This window comes from Rhodoferax sp. GW821-FHT02C08 (assembly GCF_059421805.1).
On the sequence record NZ_JBWKVR010000005.1, the window covers coordinates 260,799 to 280,461 of the forward strand.

The following is a 19,663-nucleotide window of genomic DNA, read 5'->3' on the forward strand; positions in this document are numbered from 1 at the left end:
GAATGCTCAGGCCTTGGCCAGCAGCGTCGCCAGCTCGGCGGAGGAGCGCACAGCCAGCTTGGCATAGACGCGGGCGCGGTAGACCTCCACCGTGCGCACCGAGATATGCATTTCATCGGCGATGACCTTGTTCAGCTTGCCGGCGGCCACGCGGTGCATGACATCGCGCTCGCGCTGTGTCAGGCCGGCCAGCTTGGCGCCGCGCGCATCGCCCTCGGCTAGGCGCTGCTGCTGGGCAGCTTCCACCGCCAGTGCATCGCGCACCCGCTCCACCAGGGCGGCGTCGCCAAACGGTTTTTCCACAAAATCGAAAGCACCTTTTTTCAGCGCCTCCACGGCCATGGGAATGTCGCCGTGGCCGGTCAGAAAAATCACCGGCAGGGTGTTGCCGCGTGCCGCCAGCTCGTCGTACACCTGCAGCCCCGACAACGGCTCCATACGCACGTCCAGCAGGATGCAGCCCCGTACCGGCGTGGGGCCGTCCAGCGCGGCCAAAAAGGTCGGGCCGTTGGCATAGCTGCAGACGCTGAAGCCATGCGAGCTGAACAGAAACTCCAGCGCGTCGCGCACCGGCGCCTCGTCGTCCACCAGGTGTACGGCTACGGGGTGGTTGGGGAGTGTCATGCGTTGATTTCCTCGTCTTGGGTGTAGACGTCGTGGGCCTCGAACAGGGGCAGGGTGAAGGACAGGCGGGCACCGCCCAGCAGGCTGGGGCCGGCGTCCATGCTGCCGTGGTGGATCTCGATCACCGAGCGGCAAATCGCCAGGCCCATGCCCATGCCTTCCAGCTTGGTCGAATAGAAGGGTGCGGTCAGTCGCTCGATGCTGCGGCCGTCCAGTCCGGGGCCGTCGTCCTCCACGTCCAGGCGCACAAAACGCTCGCCCGCCGGCGTGGCGGTGATGCGGATCTGGCCTTCGCGGCGGTGACCGGCCAGAGCGTCAGCGGCATTGCGCACCAGGTTGATCAGCACCTGTTCGATCAGTATGGGGTCGGCGTACACCGGTGGCAAATTGCTGGCCAGCGCCCACTGGATCTCGATGTGCTGGCGCTTCAGATCGCGCTGCAGCAGCTCCACCGCGCGGCGTGCTACGGCGGCCAGGTCACTGGGTTCGCGCTGGGGCGCACGGCGGGTCAGGAACTCGCGTATGCGCTGCACGATGCGCCCGGCCTCGGCGGCCTGTTCGCCCTGGTTCCTCAGCGCCTTCAGCACCGGCTGGTTGGCATAACCTTCCTGGTGCAGCATGCGCTGCAGGCCGGCGTTGTAGCCGATGATGGCAGTCAGCGGCTGGTTCAACTGGTGCGCCAGGGCCGAGGCGACCTCGCCCAGTGTGGTCAGGCGGGCCTGGTGGGCCATGGCCTCGGCCTGGTGGCGCTCGCGTTCTTCCAGGTGCTTGCGTGCGGTGATGTCGATGATGGAGCCCATCCAGCCGATCTGCGTGCCATCGGCGTCGATCAGCGGCGACTCGAACACCATCACGTTCAACATGTGCCCGTCCTGGTGGCGCCACACGGCTTCGTAGCCGTCGCGAGGGGCATTGCCCGCCAGATTGCGGCGGTTGCGCAGCATGACTTCGTCGATGGATTCCGGCGGCCAGTAGGGCATGGGCGGCGTCAGGCCGACCAGCTTGTGCGCGGGCAAGCCCACCATATCGCAGAGGGTGCGGTTGACGTAGAGGATGCGCCCCTCGGCATCGCGTGCGCGCAGACCCACCAGGGCTGAGTCTTCCATGGCCTGGCGCCAGGCGGCTTCGGTGCGCCAGGCGCCCTCGGCACGCGAGATCTGGCGTACCTGGCGACGCAGCAGCACGGTGGCCACCAGCATCAGTGCCAGGAAGCCCACCACCAGCACCACCGGCAGAGTGCGCCAGAACGGCCGGGGTATCTCGCGCAAGGTGAGCTCCAGGTAGGTGCCGGGCATGTTGCGCCCGACTTGCACCTTGTAGCTTTCATGGGCCTGCGGGTCCAGGTGCAACGGCACTTCATCCACCGAGGCAATGGTCTGGTCGGAGGTGTCCAGCAGCTGCACATCGTATTTGCGCGAGACCCACCACGGTGTGCCACGGCGCAGCAGCAGAGCCGCCGAATAGCGCACCACGAGGCGGTCCGTGCCCGCGGCCTGCACCAGGTGAGCCGACATGCCGGGGCTTTCCAACAGCTCGCGCAGCGCGCCGTGACTAATCGGTTGCTGCTCGGGAACATTGGCGACGATCCGGTTGTTGGCGTCCAGCCAGGTCACGCTTTGCCACAGGCTGCGCAGGCCGTTGGACACGTCGGCGTTGGTGGCCAGCCCGGCGGTGTTGCGCGGCAAGTGCGGCAATTGTTTCGCCAGATCTTCCAGGTAGGTGGCCTCCACGTCCATGCGGGCGCGCAACTGCGCCTCGGTGCTCAGCGCATCGGCAATCATGGTGGCACGGCGTTCGGCCTGGTCGTCGCGGTCCGCCCGCCAGGTCCAGGCCAGATCGCCGGCGACGAAGGCCAACGAGGCCAGCAGCGGCAGCGCCCACAGCCAGCGGCGCACGCGGCTTTGCAACGCGCTGTCGTGGCTGCGCGGGGCATGGGTGTCGGGGTTAGCCAGCATGTTGGAAGTCTAGCGCCGGCGGCAGAATACAAGTGCTTTTGCGGCGTCGAAATTCAGGGTAAACCCTTGGATTTAAAGGACTGGGCGCTATAAATGTGGAAGTCCACACTAGCCCGGCACGAGGCCGCAGCAGACACTCCGCGCCATCCTCTTTCCATTCGGAGACATCCCATGACAAATTTTGCTCGCCGCACCCTGGTGCAACTGGCCGTCGCGGCCGCTACTGTGTGCACCGGCGCCGTGGCTTTTGCACAAGCCCCTATCGTCATCAAATTCAGCCACGTGGTGGCCCCCGACACACCCAAGGGCAAGGGCGCTCAACGTTTCAAGGAACTGGCCGAGCAACGCACCAACGGCAAGGTCAAGGTTGAGCTGTACCCCAACAGCCAGCTGTACAAGGACAAGGAAGAACTCGAAGCCCTGCAGCTCGGTTCGGTGCAGATGCTGGCGCCTTCGCTGGCCAAGTTCGGCCCCTTGGGCGCCAAGGAATTCGAGGTGTTTGACCTGCCTTTCCTGTTCAAGGACGAAGCTTCTTTCCGTGGCATCACCGAAGGCCCGCTGGGCGCTGAACTGTTCAGCAAGCTGGAACCCAAGGGCATCCATGGCCTGGCGTACTGGGACAACGGCTTCCACATCATGAGCGCCAACAAGCCACTGCATACCGTGGCCGACTTCAAGGGCATGAAGATGCGCATCCAGAGCTCCAAGGTGCTGGACGCCCAAATGCGCGCACTGGGCGCCATTCCCCAGGTGATGGCTTTCAGCGAGCTGTACCAGGCGCTGCAATCCGGCGTGGTGGATGGAACGGAAGGCGTGCCTTCCAACTTCTACACCCAGAAGATCTATGAAGTGCAAAAGAACATCACCATCTCCAACCACGGCCACCTGGCCTATGCGGTGATCGTGAACAAGAAGTTCTGGGACGGCCTGCCAGCCGACATCCGCACCACGCTGGAAGGCGCTGTGAAGGATGCCACCACCTACGCCAACGCCATCGCCGCCACGGAAAACGTGCAGGCTCTGGACAAGATCAAGGCCAGCGGCAAGACCACCATCTACACCCCAACCGCTGCTGAAATCACCGAATGGAAAAAGGCCTTGATGCCCGTGCACAAGGAAATGGAAGCGCGCGTGGGCAAGACCACGATTGAAGCCGCGTACAAGGCAGCAGGCTTCGTCGCTCCCAAGTAATTCCTATAACAACTGCGCGCCCTTGCCATGCTCGCCATGGCAAGGGCGCGCTTTGGAGATTCCATGTTCAACCGAATACTCAACCACCTGGAGGAATGGCTCATCACCTTCCTCATCGGGGCTGCGACGCTGGTGATTTTTATGGCGGTGGTGCACCGCTTTCTGAGCGGTGTGCCCTATATCCAGGACTACGCCGTGCGCATCGACGTGAGCTGGGCGCAAGAGCTGTGCATCTACATGTTCGTGTGGATGGCCAAGTTTGGCGCGGCCTATGGCGTGCGCAACGGCACCCATGTGGGCGTGGACGTGCTGGTGCGCCAGCTGCCCCCCGAAAAAGCCAAGTGGCTGGTACTGTTCGGCCTGCTGGCAGGTGCGTTGTTTACCGGCGTGGTGGCCACGCTGGGTGCGAATTTTGTGTGGGAAAACGGCTTTCACTACGCGTTGTTTCACATGCTGGGCCTGGACCTGGGTGATGTGCCCGAAGGCCCCACCTCGCCCGACCTGGAACTTCCCACCTGGATTGCCTATTCCTGCGTGCCGCTGGGCTCGTCGCTGATGTGCTTCCGCTTTCTGCAGGTTGCCTGGCAGTTCTGGCAGACCGGTGAGGTGCCCCATGCGGCGCATACCGTGGCTGGTGTTGACGAAGAAGCCCACTAAGCCGCCGGAGACTGCTCATGAATACCCTCATCATTTTTTCTCTGCTGGTCCTCTTGATGATCACAGGCATGCCGATTTCGATCGCGCTGGGCCTGACCGTACTGACCTTTCTGTTCACGCTGACCGATGTGCCAGTGGCCTCGGTCGCCTTGAAGCTGTTCACCGGCATCGAGAAGTTCGAGATCATGGCGATCCCGTTCTTCATTCTGGCGGGCAACTTCCTGACGCACGGGGGGGTGGCCAAACGGATGATCAACTTCTGCACCTCCATGATCGGCCACTGGTACGGCGGCATGGGCCTGGCCGGCGTGCTGGCCTGTGCGCTGTTTGCCGCCATCTCCGGGTCATCCGTGGCCACCGTGGTTGCTGTGGGCTCCATCATGCTGCCGGCGATGGTCAAGCAGGGCTACCCCAAGCAATTCGGGGCCGGCGTGATCGCCACCTCGGGCGCCTTGGGCATCCTGTTCCCGCCGTCCATCAACCTGGTGATCTACTCCATCGCTACCGCCGGCATGAACGGCGTGGGCCCGAATGGCGAGGCCGTCAGCTCGGCCTCGGTGGGCCAGTTGTTCCTGGCCGGTATCGTGCCCGGCCTGTGCCTGTCGTTTCTGCTGGGTGTCACCACCTGGTGGCGCGCCAAGAAGCTGGACTACCCGCGCATGCCCAAGGCGACCTGGAAGGAACGCTACAAGGCCTTCCGCGACAGCATGTGGGGTCTGCTACTGATCGTGGTGGTGATTGGCGGCATCTACAGCGGCAAGTTCACCCCCACCGAGGCGGCGGCCATGGCTGCGGTGTATGCGTTCTTCATCTCGGTGTTTGTCTACAAGGACCTGAAGCTGAGCGACGTGCCCAAATCGTTGCGCAGTGCCGCAGCCATGAGCTCCATGCTGCTGTACATCATTACCAACGCGGTGCTGTTCTCGTTCCTGATGACGTCCGAGCAAATTCCACAGGCCATGGCCGCGTGGATGAGCGCCCAGGGCTTTGGCCTGGTGGCATTCCTGCTGCTGGTGAACGTGATCCTGCTGGCCGCCGGCAACTTCATGGACCCCGCCGCGATCGTGCTGATCATGGCGCCCATCCTGTTCCCCGTGGCCGTCAAGATGGGCATCCACCCGGTGCACTTCGGTATTCTGATGGCCGTCAACATGGAAGTGGGCCTGTGCCACCCGCCCGTAGGTTTGAACCTGTATGTGGCCTCGGGCATTACCAAGATGGGCATCAGCGAGTTGACCGTGGCCGTATGGCCGTGGCTCAAAACCATGATCGCCTTCCTGCTGGTGGTGACCTTCTGGCCTAGCCTCACCCTGTGGCTGCCACGGGTGCTGGGCATGGTGACCTGACCGCGCTGTACACCCATAGCGACAAGAGCCCCGGCATGCCGGGGCTTTTTTATTTGCTACACATATAGGAGCTACTGGCGCAGGTGCTATGTGCGCTAGCATAGGATTTTCCATATAGGAGATTGCGCATGGCCAACATACTCATCCTGGGCGCGTCGCGCGGCATAGGCCTGGAGTTTGCGCGCCAGTACGCCGAAGCCGGCGATCGCGTCATCGCCACCGCCCGAGACGCAGCTGGCCTGGCCCGCCTCAAGGCCGTGGGGGCCGAGGCCTTGCGCCTGGACGTGGCCGACCCGACCAGCATCAGCGGCCTGGCCTGGCAGCTGGACGGCGAAAAAATCCATCTGGCCCTGTACGTCGCGGGCCTGTTTTCACAAGGTGGCGCCACCTCGCCGCCCACCCAGCAGGACTTTGACCGTGTGATGCACACCAATGTGCTGGGCGCCATGCAGGCCATTCCCCAGGTAGCGCCCTTGGTGGAGGAAGGGGGAGGCGTATTCGCCTTCATCACCAGCGGCATGGGGCAGATCAGCAGCGTGGCCTCCAGCGCCAGCTGGACATACCGCGTCAGCAAGGCCGCACTGAACATGGCGGTGGCCGCCGCCCAGCACGACTATCCGCGCGCCACCCTGCTGGCGCTGTGCCCGGGCTGGGTGCAAACCGATATGGGCGGCCCCGGCGCCAGCCTGACGGTAGAGGCCAGCGTGGCCGCCATGCGCCGCACCCTGGCGGCGACGACGTCGGCCGACCGTGGGCGCTATCTGCACCACGACGGGCGACCCTACACCGGCTGGTAAATCAGCCTCTAGATGGGGAACTGCGTGGTGGACAGCACCTGCTTGAGCACCATGAACGAGCGAATCTGCCGCACGCCCGGCAGGTGCAGCAACTGCGTGGCGTGCAGGTTGTTGAAGCTGTCGTTGTCGCGCGTGCGCAGCAGCATGAAATAGTCAAACTCGCCCGTCACCACATGGCACTCCATGCAGCCCGAGACCTTGGCTGCCGCTTTCTCGAACAGGGCGAATGACTCCGGCGTGGACCGGTCCAGCACCACGCCTATCAGCACCAGCATGCTGGCGTCCAGCGCCTTGGGGTTCAGCAGCGCGACGATGCCCGAAATAAAACCCAGCTGCTTCAGCCTATCCACCCGCCGCAGGCAGGCCGGCGGGCTCAGATTCACCTTGGCGGCCAGCGCCACGTTGGTCATGGACGCATCGCGCTGCAGGGCGCGCAATATGGCTTTGTCGGTACGGTCTATGGCGTGGTCAACGTTGTCGGCGGGTGCCGTCTTGGTTTTTACTTTTGTTGCGCACATATTGCTTATCAAGACATAAAAATACAACCATATCAAAGAATCAAGGTTTTAAAAATAAATAAGGAAGAATGTTTGCAACCCTGTTAAGCAGGGTGCTCCCTAGAATTTGGCTATGCGTTGCAAGGCACCCGCGTTGCGCGTCCACCGTCTTTAACTTTGCGAGCTACCACCATGAACCTGCAGAAATTCCCGCGCCACGCCCTGACCTTTGGCCCCTCGCCCATCACCCCGCTGAAGCGGCTCAGCGCACACCTGGGCGGCAAGGTGGATCTGTACGCCAAGCGCGAGGATTGCAATAGCGGCCTGGCCTTCGGTGGCAACAAGACCCGCAAGCTGGAATACCTGATCCCCGAGGCCATCGCGGGCGGCTATGACACCCTGGTGTCCATCGGTGGCATCCAGTCCAACCAGACCCGCCAGGTCGCCGCCGTCGCCGCCCACCTGGGCATGAAGTGCGTGCTGGTGCAGGAGAACTGGGTGAACTATTCCGACGCGGTGTACGACCGCGTGGGCAACATCGAAATGTCGCGCATCATGGGCGCCGACGTGCGGCTGGACGCCGCCGGTTTCGACATCGGCATCCGCCCCAGCTGGGAGCAGGCCATGGAAGACGTGCGCAAGGCCGGCGGAAAGCCGTTTCCGATTCCGGCAGGTTGCTCCGAGCATCCACTGGGCGGCCTGGGCTTTGTGGGCTTTGCCGAAGAAGTGCGCCAGCAAGAAGCCGAACTCGGCTTCAAGTTCGACTACATCGTGGTCTGCTCGGTAACGGGCAGCACCCAGGCCGGCATGGTGGTGGGCTTTGCCGCCGATGGCCGGGCCGACAAAGTGATTGGCATCGACGCCTCGGCCAAGCCTGAAAAAACCCATGCGCAAATCCTGCGCATCGCGCGCCACACCGCCGAAATCGTGGACCTGGGGCGCCCCATCGAAAGCAAGGATGTGGTGCTGGACACCCGCTACGGCGGCCCTGAATACGGCCTGCCCAGCGCCGGTACGCTCGAAGCCATCCGCCTGTGCGCACGCCAGGAAGGCATGCTGACCGACCCGGTGTACGAGGGCAAATCCATGCACGGCATGATCGACATGGTGCGCAAGGGCGAATTCCCCGAAGGCTCCAAAGTGCTGTACGCCCACCTCGGCGGCGTGCCGGCCTTGAACGCCTACAGCTTCTTGTTCCGCAACGGCTAAAACCACAAGGTGCGCAGCATGGAACAGCAGGACGCGAACGATCCCGAAGAACTGCGTGAGTGGTGCGACGCGCTGGACAGCCTGCTCCAGGCCTGGGGTCCGCAAGCGGGCCGGGCACGGGCGGTGGAGCTGCTGGACGCGCTGCTGGCCCACGCACGCAGCCGCAAGCTGGGCTGGCGCCCCGAGCCCGTCACGCCCTATCTGAACACCATAGGCGTGGACGAACAGCCGCCGTACCCGGGCGACCTGGCCCTGGAGCGCCGCCTGTCTGCCATCCTGCGCTGGAATGCCCTGGCCATGGTGGTGCGTGCCAACGCAGCCCATGGCGAGCTGGGCGGCCATATCGCCAGCTACGCATCGGCTGCCGATCTGTTCGAGGTGGGCTTTCAGCATTTCTTCCATGCGCGCACGCCCAGCCATGGCGGCGACCTGGTGTACTTCCAGCCGCACTCGGCGCCCGGCGTGTATGCGCGCGCCTACCTGGAGGGGCGCTTGCCCGAGAGCGCGCTGCAGCACTACCGGCAAGAGCTGGTAGCCGAGGGCCAAGGCCTGCAGGGCCTGAGTTCCTACCCGCACCCCTACCTGATGCCGGACTTCTGGCAGTTCCCCACCGGCTCCATGGGCATAGGGCCGATCAACGCCATCTACCAGGCGCGCTTCATGCGCTATCTGGCGCACCGCAACTTGCTGGAAACCGCTGGCCGCAAAGTCTGGGGCTTTTTTGGCGATGGCGAGATGGACGAGCCCGAGTCGATCGCCGCGCTGACCTTGGCCGCGCGCGAGAAGCTGGACAACTGCGTCTTCGTCATCAACTGCAATCTGCAGCGCCTGGACGGGCCGGTGCGCGGCAACGGCCGCATCGTGGACGAGCTGGAATCCCTGTTTGCCGGCGCGGGCTGGAACGTGGTGAAGTGCCTGTGGGGCTCGGAATGGGATGCGCTGCTGGCCCATGACCACGGCCATGCCATCACCCAGGCTTTTGCGCAGACGGTGGACGGCGAATTCCAGACCCTGAGCGCCAACGACGGCGCCTTCAACCGCCGCACTTTTTTCAACAAAACACCGGCGCTGCAGGCGCTGGTAGCCCACCTGACCGACGAGCAGATTGACCAACTGCGCCGTGGTGGCCACGACCCGGTGAAGATCCACGCCGCCTTTGCCAAGGCCGCGCAACACCAGGGCCAGCCCACCGTGGTGCTGGCGAAAACCATGAAGGGCTATGGCATGGGCTCCGTGGGCCAGGGCCGCATGACCACGCACCAGCAAAAGAAGCTGGACCGCGAGGATCTACTGGCCTTCCGCGAGCGCTTCCAGCTGCCGCTGACGGACGAGCAGGTGACCCAGGCCGCCTTTCTCAAGCCCGCTGCCGACAGCCCCGAGATGCGCTATCTGCAGGCCAGGCGCCAGGCCCTGGGCGGCTACCTGCCACAGCGCGAAAGAACCGCACCGCCCGTGGCCATACCCGCGCTGGAGAGCACCGCCGCCTTTGCCCTGCATGCCGACGGCAAGGCCATGAGCACCACCATGGCCTTTGTGCGCCAACTGGGTGCGCTGCTGAAGGACTCTGTGCTGGGTCCGCGCGTTGTGCCCATCGTGGCCGACGAGGCGCGCACCTTCGGCATGGCCAATCTGTTTCGCCAGGTCGGCATCTACGCACCCTTTGGCCAGCTCTACCAGCCTGAGGACGCGGAGTCCATGCTGTTCTACAAGGAAGAGGTGTCGGGCCAGATTCTGGAAGAGGGCATCAGCGAGGCGGGCGCCCTGTCTTCCTGGACTGCAGCCGCCACCAGCTACTCCACGCATGGGCTGGCCATGCTACCGTTCTTCATTTACTACAGCATGTTCGGCTTCCAGCGCGTGGGTGACCTGATCTGGGCCGCTGCGGACCAGCGGGCCCGGGGCTTTCTGGTTGGCGCCACCTCGGGCCGCACCACGCTGGGCGGCGAGGGCCTGCAGCACCAGGACGGTAGCAGCCATCTGGTGGCGTCCACCATCCCCAATTGCCGCGCCTACGACCCGGCTTTTGCGGGCGAGCTGGCCGTCATCATCGACCACGGTGCGCGCCAGATGCTGGAGGCCCAGGTGGACGAGTTCTATTACGTCACGGTGACGAACGAAAGCGTCGAGAATCCCAGCCTGCCCGCCCAAGCGCATGCCGATGTGCTGCGCGGCATGTACCTGCTGCGCCAGGGCAAGCCTCTGCCACGCAGGGTGCAGTTGTTCGGCAGCGGCGCAATCATGGGCGAAGTGCTGAAGGCCGCCGAGCTGCTGGAGCGCGAGCACGGCGTGGCGGCCGATGTGTGGAGCGTCACCAGCTACATCGAGCTGGCCCGCGAAGGCCAGGCCCAGGAGCGGCTGTGGCGCCAGGGCGCCAAGCCCATGGTGGATAGCTGGTTTGGCCGCAAGCTGGCGGCCAGTAGCGGCCCCATCATCGCCGCCACCGACTATGTGCGGGCCCTGCCCGAGATGGTGCGCGCCTTTGTGCCCGAGGGCCGCCGGTATGTGACGCTGGGCACGGACGGCTTTGGCCGCAGCGACTCGCGTGCCGCACTGCGCGCGCATTTCGAGGTCAACGCGCAAGCCATCGTCCAGGCCAGCATCCGCGTGGTGCACGAGATCATCTTCAACGAGACCGACAGCAACCGCCGCCGCCATGACGACGACGCCATGTCGATGGCATCCATCTAAGCCCGTTCTAGGTGAATTCGGGTTCGCTACTAAAAAAATAGCTGCCTGCGCAGGTATTACCTGCGCCAGAGTGCATTTTCTTTAATATTTTCCTACACAGCTCGCGCGGTGGAGCTGCCAGCACATAGCCGACCGGGGAAGCGCTCAAAGTGCACCCGGTACAATCCGCGCCCAGCCAAGGCCATTCGGAAACAGCACGCTGCTACCGAATGCATGCCCGGCTACAAGCGCTACGCGCAAGGTGTTTTCACCATGGGGCTGCGGCGAGTCCGCCGTGCCCACGCCCACTGGCCCATCGCTATGGGAATGGGCAGGTGCCCCCATACAGCCACATTGAGCCCCATTGCCGCTACCTCCTGGGTGCAAAGGAATCTTTTTTGCGCACGAACTTCAGCAGTTCCAAACTTGTTCGCCTGCTTGGTGACCCGGCCTCCGTCGGCAAGGCGGGCGCCAGCGTGGATTCTGCCGAGCAGCTGAGCGTGCTGCTGGGCGTGTTCGACGCGGTGACGCTGCGCGGCGCGCTGCAAGCCATCCAGACCACGCGTGCGGCCGCCCAGCCCGCTGGCAAGCCCGTCCAGATGGGCCGCAGCGTGGATGTCGCCGCACAGATGCAGCAGGTACGCCAAGTCCTGATCCACGCCATCACCACCAAGCCGGTGACGGTGGCCGATGCGGGTGCCAGCCGGCGGCGGGGCCGTAATCCCGAGCCCTTGCCCCTGCCGGTGCCAGCCGCGCCCGAAGAAGCGGTGGCCGACTACGCGGTATTTCGCCAGCGCCACCTGGACCTTCAGCGCCAGATGGATTTGATGCTCCCGCCCTTGCGCGTGAATGTGCGCGAGGCGATTGCAGCGGTGTCGCCCAGCTTGCGGCAGCTGGCGGCTCTGGACGCCGTGTGGGAGCAAATGCTGGCAGCGCGCGAGCAGAAGTTGCTGGCCACCATCCCAACGCTGCTGAAGCACCGGTTTGAACAATTGCGCACGGACCCGTCGCAGCCATCCGCCGGCTTGGCGCCCGCCCTGTGGCACCAACCTGGCGGATGGCTGGACCGGTTTGGTAAGGAACAGCAGGCCGTCATGTTGGCCGAGCTGGACCTGCGGCTGGAGCCCATCATGGGTCTGGCAGAGGCATTCCAGCGGGAAACCGCGCTTGAACGTACGCCCACTGCGGCGCCGCGTAGGGATATTGAAAAAGTTGAGAACGCAGTATGAATAGGTTTGTTTTCGCCGCCATCTTCGCCATCGGTCTGCTGGGCGTGGCCTGGGTGGGCTATGGGTTTGTGGGCACGAGCGCGTTGGCGCTGGCCGTCACCGCGGTGATCGCCGGGGTGTACCTGCTGGGGGCGCTGGAGCTGCGACGCTTCAGGGCCGACACGGCATTGCTGGCCACTGCGCTGGCCGAGCTGGTGCAGCCACCCGCTGATTTGCCCACTTGGCTGGAACGTGTGCCAGCACTATTGCGCAACCCCGTGCGCATGCGTGTCGAGGGCGAGCGCAGCGCTCTGCCTGGCTTGGCGTTGACGCCGTATCTGGTGGGCTTGTTGGTGATGCTGGGCATGCTGGGCACCTTCCTGGGCATGGTGGTGACCTTCAAGGGCGCGGTGTTTGCGCTGGAGGGCTCCACCGATCTGCATGCCATCCGCTCCGCCCTGGCGGCGCCCATCAAGGGCCTGGGTCTGTCGTTTGGCTCCTCGGTCGCCGGGGTGGCGGCGTCGGCGGTCTTGGGGCTGCTATCGGCCATGGCCCGGCGCGAACGGCTGGACGTGGTGCGTCTGCTGGATGCACGCATTGCCACCACCTTACGGCCCTTCTCCATGGCGCAACAGCGCCATGACGCCTTCAAGGCCGTGCAAATGCAGGCCCACGCGCTGCCCGAGGTGGCCGCGCGCCTGCAGGTCATGATGGACGGCATGGAGCGCCGCAGCCAGCAGTTGAGCGAGCAGTTGCAAGGGCAGCAGGCGCAGTTTCACCGCGAGGTGTCGGGGGCGTATGGCGAATTGGCCAGCTCCGTCAGCGCATCGCTGCAGGCCAGCCTGGCCGCTGCGGCACGCGCGGCAGGCGACAGCATCCAACCGGTGGTCCAGGCGGCGATGGCCGAGATGGCGCAGGAATCCACACGGCTGCACCAACGCGTCTTTGACGCCACGCAAAGCCAGCTGAATGGCCTGGCCCAGAGCTGGGACGCAGCGGCCGCGCGCACGGCCGATGGCTGGGCCGCCGCGCAACACAACCATGTGCGCAGCAGCGAGGCCCAGGCGGCACGATTTGACGCGGCGCTGCAAGGCTTTGCCGATACGTTTGAACAGCGCTCCAGCACGCTGCTGGCTTCGGTACAAGCGGCTGCAGCCCAGTCCCGGGACGCGCAAGCGGCCGCGGACCAACTGCACCTGCAAGGCTGGACGCAGGCATTGCAGTCCACCACCCACACGCTGCAGGGCGAATGGCGCGCCATGAGCGAACAGGCCCTGGCCCAGCAACAGGCCGTGTGCCAAACGCTGGAGAAGACCGCTGGCGCGATGGTGGAGCACACCCGCCAACGCGCCGAGACAACCCTGACGCAGGTAGCTGATCTGGTGGCGCGGTCTGAAGCTTTGTTGGCCGCGCATACCGCCGCAGAGGCCCGCTGGACACAGGACCAGAGCGAGCGCCTGGCGCAATTGGCCAAGCTCTCGCACACCGCACTGCAAGGCTTTGCCGACACTTTCGAACAACGCTCCAGCACGCTGCTGGCTTCGGTACAGGCGGCTGCAACCCAGTCCCGCGAGGAACAAACGGCCGCCGATCAGCTGCATCTGCAGGGCTGGACGCAGGCATTGCAGTCCACCACCCACACGCTGCAGGGCGAATGGCGTGCCATGGGCGAGCAGGCGCTGGCCCAGCAACAGACCGTGTGCCAAACGCTGGAGAAGACTGCCGGCGAAATGGTGGCACACACCAGCCAACAAGCCGCTGCAAGCCTGGCACAGGTGGCTGATCTGGTGGACCGGTCTGAAGCTTTGCTGGCCAGCCATACCGAGGCAGAAGGCCGCTGGACGCAGCAGCAGGGCGAGCGCCTGGACCAATTGGCCAGCCTTTGGCGCACCGAGCTGGCAGCATTGCGCGCCGAAGAATCCACCCGTGGCCAGGCCGCAGTGGACCGGCTGGCGCAATTGCAGTCAGCCGTGGTGACCCATTTGGCGACCTTGGGCACGGCCCTGGAAGAGCCCATGGCCCGGCTGATGGCCACGGCGGCCGAGGCGCCCCAAGCTGCAGCGGAAGTGATTGCCCAGTTGCGCCAGCAAATGGCCGGATTCAGCGAACGCGACAACCAGGCGTTTGCAGAACGCACCCAGCTGGTGGCCCAACTCGACACACTGCTGCAGACGCTGAACCAGGCTGCTGGCGATCAGCGCACCGCCATCGAGTCGCTGGTGGCATCCGCTGCCAGCGTGCTGGACTCTGCGGGCGGCCAGTTTGCCCAAACGGTGGAGGCACACACCAGCCAGACCGCACAGGTGGCGGCGCAGGTCACCGGCAGTGCCGTGGAATTGGCCAGCCTGGGCGAAGCCTTTGGCCATGGTGTGCAACTCTTCAGCGCGTCGAACGAAAAACTGGCGGACAGCCTGCAGCGCGTGGAGGGCGCGATCCAGCAGTCGGCAACGCGCAGCGACGAACAACTGGCCTACTACGTGGCCCAGGCGCGTGAGGTAATTGACCTCAGCATCGCCGCACAGCAGACGGTGGTGGAAGACATGCGCCGCCTGCGCAGCGCGGAAGGGGTTGCGGGATGACCGGCGCGGAAGACTGGGAGGACGGAAATGACGGCGTGGAGCAGACCGCGCCCGTCTGGGCGGTGTTTGGCGACCTGATGTCGGGCTTGCTGGGAGCCTTTGTGCTGGTGCTGGTCGGGGTGCTGGTGGTGCAGATGGACCTGGTCACCAATCTGCAGGCCGAAGTGGCCAAGCGCCAAAGCGAAGAGCAGCGCCGCATGGCCCTGGAAAAGGCCCTGGCCGTGCCCTTGGCCACAGGCCGCGTGACCTTGAACAACGGCCGCATCGGCATCAGCGGCAACGTGCTGTTCCCGGTGAACTCGGACCAGTTGCGTCCCGAAGGGCGGCAATTGCTGAAGAGCCTGGTGCCGCCGCTGCAGGTCTACCTGGGTGCGCGGGACGACATGCTGATGGTCAGCGGCTTTACCGACAACCAGCCCATCATCGACCGCAACCAGCATTTCACCGACAACCTGGAGCTGTCAGCCCAACGTGCGCTCACGGTATCGCGCGCGCTGATCGAATCCGGCATGCCCTCGTCGCGGGTGTTTGCGGCCGCGTTTGGTGCCGAGCAACCCGTGGCGTCGAACGATGACGATAAAGGCCGTGCGCAAAACCGCCGGGTGGAAATGGCGCCGGTGCCCCGCTCAACAGCCGAGAAGCCGCCGGCACCATGATGCCGCCAGAGGCTTTCGATGCAGCGGCTGTGCTGGCGTCCTTGCGCAGCGCTGACGCGCAGCATTGGGACCCTGTGCGCTTTCGCTACTTGGAAGCCCTGCAACAGCGTTTGCAGACTGCACCCGAGCCCGTGCGGCGCATCGTGGAGGGCAAGCTGCAAGCAGGGCTGATGGCCTATACCGAACGTGGCGGGCGTAGGCCACTGGCAAGCGGCTCCGAATCCTCTCCCCCGCCCACCTCTCCGCTGGCCGCGCTGAACGCCTACATCCGTACCGCCACCCAGCCCACTGCGGAGGAGAATGCTCCCGCGATTGGCTGGGGTGGCCGGCCCGAGCTGAAGAGTGTGCAAGGTTTCCGGGAGGTCTGGTCCAAGTTTGCGGTTGTGGACCAGGTGGAGCAATCGCTCAAACGGGGCCCGGAAAACGCGGGGCCCTTGAATTCCCACATGCTGGTGCTGCGTTCCCTGGCCACGATGCGCGAGCTGTCGCCCGAGTACCTGCGCAGATTTTTGTCACATGCCGAAACCCTGCTGTGGCTGGACCAGGAAAGCCAGCGCCTCAGCGCTCCGCAGGCGCGGTCGGCGCGCACCAGCAAGCGGAAGAAATAAAGGCCGTACGCGTCCGGTTACACGACTTTCATGCGTGGCGCAGCGGCTTCTCCTTATAATGGCCGGATTCCGAGGAGCGCTGCAACCCCCGGCCTGGCCACCCCAGGCTCCGGTGTGAGGCTCGGAATCCATCCATTTAGTGATAACCGCGCTCACCCACTGCCTGCTAGGCTGAAATTCGGGTGAGTCCCGGTTCAGCGTCTGCGCAGTGGCCCTACCAACATGTACCAACCTGTTTTGGAGCCCACCATGAACGCAGTTCTCAAACCAATTTCTACCGCCGACCAAGCCATTGCCGACCTGAGCCTGGCCGCCTGGGGCCAGCGCGAAATCCGCATCGCCGAAACCGAAATGCCCGGCCTGATGGCCATCCGCGAAGAGTTCGCCGCAGCCCAGCCGCTGAAGGGCGCGCGCATCACCGGCTCGCTGCACATGACGATCCAGACCGCCGTGCTGATCGAAACCCTGCAAGCCCTGGGCGCCCAAGTGCGTTGGGCTTCGTGCAACATCTTCTCGACCCAAGACCACGCCGCTGCTGCGATTGCCGCCGCCGGCACGCCGGTCTTCGCCATCAAGGGCGAGTCGCTGAAAGACTACTGGGATTACACCCACAGCATCTTCGACTTCGGCGCCAAGGGTACGCCCGGCGAAGGTCCGAACATGATTCTGGACGACGGCGGCGACGCCACGCTGCTGATGCACCTGGGCCAACGCGCCGAGAAGGACATCAGCGTGGTCGGCAACCCCACCAGCGAAGAAGAAACCCTGCTGTTCGCCGCCATCAAGGCCAAGCTGGCCGTAGACCCCACCTGGTACACCCGCAAGTCGGCTGAGATCATCGGCGTAACCGAAGAAACCACCACCGGCGTGCACCGCCTGAACGAAATGTCGGCCAAGGGCACGCTGCTGTTCCGCGCCATCAACGTCAACGACTCGGTGACCAAGAGCAAGTTTGACAACCTCTACGGCTGCCGCGAATCCCTGGTGGACGGCATCAAGCGCGCCACCGACGTGATGATTGCCGGCAAGGTGGCTTGTGTGGCCGGCTACGGCGACGTGGGCAAGGGTTCGGCCCAGGCGCTGCGCGCACTCAGCGCACAAGTGTGGGTGACCGAGATCGACCCGATCAACGCACTGCAAGCCGCGATGGAAGGCTACCGCGTCGTGACCATGGACTATGCCTGCGAACACGCAGACATCTTCGTCACCACCACCGGCAACAAGAGCGTCATCACCCACGCCCACATGCTGAAGATGAAGGACCAGGCCATCGTCTGCAACATCGGCCACTTCGACAACGAAATCGAAGTTGCCGCACTGGAGCAGTACAAGTGGGAAGAAATCAAGCCCCAGGTGGACCACATCCAGTTCCCTGACGGCAAGAAGATCATCCTGCTGGCCAAGGGCCGCCTGGTGAACTTGGGCTGCGGCACCGGCCACCCGAGCTTCGTGATGTCGGCCAGCTTCGCGAATCAGACCATCGCCCAGATCGAACTGTTCACCAAGAAGGACGCCTACCAGCCCGGCAAGGTGTACGTACTGCCCAAGCACCTGGACGAAAAGGTCGCCCGCCTGCACCTGAAGAAGGTCGGCGCCATGCTGACCGAACTGACCGACGAGCAGGCCGCCTATATCGGCGTGTCCAAGAACGGCCCCTACAAGGCCGAAACATACCGCTACTAAAGCGTCCGCTCCCCCGCTCCCCGGGGGAGTTATCACCCCCATACGGAGCCCCATGCGCGCTGACCAATTACTCGTAGAACGCGGCATGGCCGCATCCCGCTCGCAGGCCGTGCGCCTGATTGCCGGAGGCATGCGCTGGTTTGACGGCATCAAATGGCGTGATGTCGCCAAGAACAAGGACGACATCCCGGAAGATGCCCAGCTGGAACTGCTGGACGCTGCCGAGGCACGCTATGTCTCGCGCGGCGGGCTCAAGCTCGAAGCCGCGCTGAAGCATGTCGGCCTGGACGCCAGCGGCCTGAAAGTGTTCGACGTGGGCCAGTCCACTGGCGGCTTTACCGACTGCCTGCTGCAAGCCGGTGCGACGCAAGTCACCGGGGTGGACGTAGGCCATGGCCAGCTGCACCAGAAGCTGCGCGAGGACAAGCGGGTGCTGTGTGTGGAGGGGCTGAACGCCCGCTCGCTCACGCCCGAGTCCCTGCAGGACGCTTGCGAGCATGTCTTGTCCGAGCATTGGGAACCCGCAGCCGTGACCGACCCCGAGCCCGTCTCGCCCTACAGCTGGATGAACGGCAACGGCGAAGTCACCGACTACGACGACAGCGACGATGCCGACGACGCCGAGGTGGAAGCCCATATGGCACAGGCCACCGGCAAGGTGAATGCCCGCGCCCTGGACGCCGAACCCGAAGTTGCGGCGCCCACCAAGCACCGCCGCAAGGCCGGCCTGGACGGACTGGATACCGAGCCCGAGTTCGACCTGGTCACGGGCGATGTGTCCTTCATCTCGCTGACGCTGATACTGCCGGCCCTGGTGCCGCTACTCAAACCCGACAGCCATTTGCTGATGCTGGTCAAGCCGCAGTTCGAGCTGCAGCCCGGCCAGGTCGGCAAGGGTGGCATCGTGCGCGACGAATCCATGTACGCCGTGGTGGAAGCGCGCCTGCGCGATTGCTGCGCCGAGCTCGACCTGGAAGTGCTGGACTGGTTTGACAGCGCCGTCGCCGGTGGCGATGGCAACCGTGAATTCTTCATTTTTGCAAAGAGAGCCCCATGAGCCTCGCATCCAATTTCCCTATCAGTCTCGAATTCTTCCCGCCCAAGACGGACGAAGGCGCGGCCAAGCTGCGCATCGTGCGCCAGGCGCTGTACGCGCTGAAACCCGAGTTCTGCTCGGTCACCTTTGGCGCTGGCGGCTCGACCCAGGAGGGCACATTTGCCACCGTGGCCGAGATCCTGGCCGAAGGCGTGCCGGCGGCCAGCCATTTCTCTTGCGTGGGCGCGACCAAAGCCACCGTGCGGGCCCAGTTGGCCACGCTGCAGGCCATGGGCGTGAAACGTCTGGTGGCCTTGCGCGGCGACCTGCCCAGCGGCTACGGTGCGGGCGGTGAATTCCAGTACGCCAGCGACCTGGTGGCCTTCATCCGCGCCGAGACCGATGATGCCTTCCACATCGAGGTGGCCTGCTACCCCGAAATCCACCCGCAAGCCAAGTCGGCCGACGCCGACCTGAACGCCTTCGCCATCAAGGTGCATGCGGGCGCCAACTCGGCCATAACGCAGTATTTCTACAACGCCGACGCCTACTTCCGCCTGGTGGAAGACGCGCGCAAGCTGGGTGTGGCGGTGCCTGTGGTGCCCGGCATCATGCCGATCTCCAGCTCCAACCAGCTGATGCGCTTCAGTGATGCCTGCGGTGCGGAGATTCCGCGCTGGATACGCCTGCGTCTGCAGGGCTTTGGCGACGATACCGCCAGCATCAAGTCCTTTGGCCTGGACGTGGTGACCGAGCTGTGCGAACGCCTGGTGGCCGGTGGCGCCCCCAGCCTGCACTTCTACGCCATGAACCAGAGCGCAGCCACGCTGGAAATCTGCAAGCGCCTGGGCCGTCTGGCGGCCTGATCTGCAAAGACAAGGTCTCCAGCGCATATTCCAGTTGCACCTGCAGCTATGACGCTTCTCTGAATACACGACATCACCAAATCG

The 19,663-nt window shown here is 64.5% G+C and carries 16 protein-coding genes and 1 riboswitch; of the genes, 13 read left to right on the forward strand and 3 right to left on the reverse strand.

Features of this window, described 5'->3' with window-relative positions; translation table 11 throughout:
* Positions 1-6 precede the first annotated feature (6 nt).
* A complete protein-coding gene (locus tag AC07VY_RS08630) occupies positions 7-624 on the reverse strand; it encodes a response regulator transcription factor (RefSeq protein WP_495096978.1) in 618 nt (205 codons plus the stop codon).
* A complete protein-coding gene (locus tag AC07VY_RS08635) occupies positions 621-2,579 on the reverse strand; it encodes a sensor histidine kinase (RefSeq protein ID WP_495096977.1) in 1,959 nt (652 codons plus the stop codon). Before AC07VY_RS08635 ends, AC07VY_RS08630 begins: the two co-directional genes overlap by 4 nt.
* 171 nt (positions 2,580-2,750) lie before the next feature.
* On the opposite strand from AC07VY_RS08635, the gene AC07VY_RS08640 reads away from it, so the two are divergent.
* The 4 genes from AC07VY_RS08640 (at position 2,751) to AC07VY_RS08655 (ending at position 6,570) form a co-directional block, all read left to right on the forward strand.
* Entirely contained in the window at positions 2,751-3,770 is a 1,020-nt protein-coding gene (locus AC07VY_RS08640) for a TRAP transporter substrate-binding protein (protein WP_495096976.1), read from the forward strand.
* A 63-nt stretch (positions 3,771-3,833) separates the two neighbouring features.
* On the forward strand, positions 3,834-4,427 hold the full coding sequence (locus tag AC07VY_RS08645) for a TRAP transporter small permease (protein ID WP_495073923.1): 594 nt from the start codon (positions 3,834-3,836) through the stop codon (positions 4,425-4,427).
* Positions 4,428-4,444: 17 nt separating this feature from the next.
* A complete protein-coding gene (locus AC07VY_RS08650; protein ID WP_495096975.1) occupies positions 4,445-5,773 on the forward strand; it encodes a TRAP transporter large permease in 1,329 nt (442 codons plus the stop codon).
* Between the two features lie 128 nt (positions 5,774-5,901).
* Complete coding sequence (locus tag AC07VY_RS08655) at positions 5,902-6,570, forward strand: SDR family oxidoreductase (RefSeq protein ID WP_495096974.1); 669 nt, start codon at positions 5,902-5,904, stop codon at positions 6,568-6,570.
* Positions 6,571-6,578: 8 nt separating this feature from the next.
* On the opposite strand, the gene AC07VY_RS08660 is transcribed toward AC07VY_RS08655, so the two are convergent.
* Positions 6,579-7,088: an Lrp/AsnC family transcriptional regulator gene (locus tag AC07VY_RS08660; RefSeq protein WP_495096973.1), complete on the reverse strand. Its 510-nt coding sequence runs from the start codon at positions 7,086-7,088 to the stop codon at positions 6,579-6,581.
* A 171-nt stretch (positions 7,089-7,259) separates the two neighbouring features.
* On the opposite strand from AC07VY_RS08660, the gene AC07VY_RS08665 reads away from it, so the two are divergent.
* The 9 genes from AC07VY_RS08665 (at position 7,260) to metF (ending at position 19,579) form a co-directional block, all read left to right on the forward strand.
* Complete coding sequence (locus AC07VY_RS08665) at positions 7,260-8,276, forward strand: 1-aminocyclopropane-1-carboxylate deaminase (protein WP_495096972.1); 1,017 nt, start codon at positions 7,260-7,262, stop codon at positions 8,274-8,276.
* Between the two features lie 18 nt (positions 8,277-8,294).
* Entirely contained in the window at positions 8,295-10,964 is a 2,670-nt protein-coding gene (mdeB, locus tag AC07VY_RS08670) for an alpha-ketoglutarate dehydrogenase (RefSeq protein ID WP_495096971.1), read from the forward strand.
* A 377-nt stretch (positions 10,965-11,341) separates the two neighbouring features.
* Positions 11,342-12,172, forward strand: coding sequence for a DUF3348 family protein (locus tag AC07VY_RS08675; RefSeq protein WP_495096970.1), 831 nt, complete (start codon positions 11,342-11,344; stop codon positions 12,170-12,172).
* Positions 12,169-14,730, forward strand: coding sequence for a DUF802 domain-containing protein (locus AC07VY_RS08680; RefSeq protein ID WP_495096969.1), 2,562 nt, complete (start codon positions 12,169-12,171; stop codon positions 14,728-14,730). Before AC07VY_RS08675 ends, AC07VY_RS08680 begins: the two co-directional genes overlap by 4 nt.
* Positions 14,727-15,386 (forward strand): OmpA family protein, encoded by a 660-nt coding sequence (locus tag AC07VY_RS08685; RefSeq protein ID WP_495096968.1) that lies wholly within the window; start codon positions 14,727-14,729, stop codon positions 15,384-15,386. Before AC07VY_RS08680 ends, AC07VY_RS08685 begins: the two co-directional genes overlap by 4 nt.
* Positions 15,383-15,994, forward strand: a complete 612-nt coding sequence (locus tag AC07VY_RS08690) for a DUF2894 domain-containing protein (RefSeq protein ID WP_495096967.1) — start codon at positions 15,383-15,385, stop codon at positions 15,992-15,994. The genes AC07VY_RS08685 and AC07VY_RS08690 overlap by 4 nt, the downstream gene beginning before the upstream one ends.
* A gap of 65 nt (positions 15,995-16,059) precedes the next feature.
* A riboswitch (S-adenosyl-L-homocysteine riboswitch) is annotated at positions 16,060-16,155 on the forward strand.
* An 88-nt stretch (positions 16,156-16,243) separates the two neighbouring features.
* Positions 16,244-17,677 (forward strand): adenosylhomocysteinase, encoded by a 1,434-nt coding sequence (gene ahcY, locus AC07VY_RS08695; protein ID WP_495073933.1) that lies wholly within the window; start codon positions 16,244-16,246, stop codon positions 17,675-17,677.
* A gap of 52 nt (positions 17,678-17,729) precedes the next feature.
* Entirely contained in the window at positions 17,730-18,734 is a 1,005-nt protein-coding gene (locus tag AC07VY_RS08700) for a TlyA family RNA methyltransferase (protein WP_495096966.1), read from the forward strand.
* Positions 18,731-19,579, forward strand: coding sequence for a methylenetetrahydrofolate reductase [NAD(P)H] (metF, locus tag AC07VY_RS08705; protein WP_495096965.1), 849 nt, complete (start codon positions 18,731-18,733; stop codon positions 19,577-19,579). Before AC07VY_RS08700 ends, metF begins: the two co-directional genes overlap by 4 nt.
* Positions 19,580-19,663: the final 84 nt, after the last annotated feature.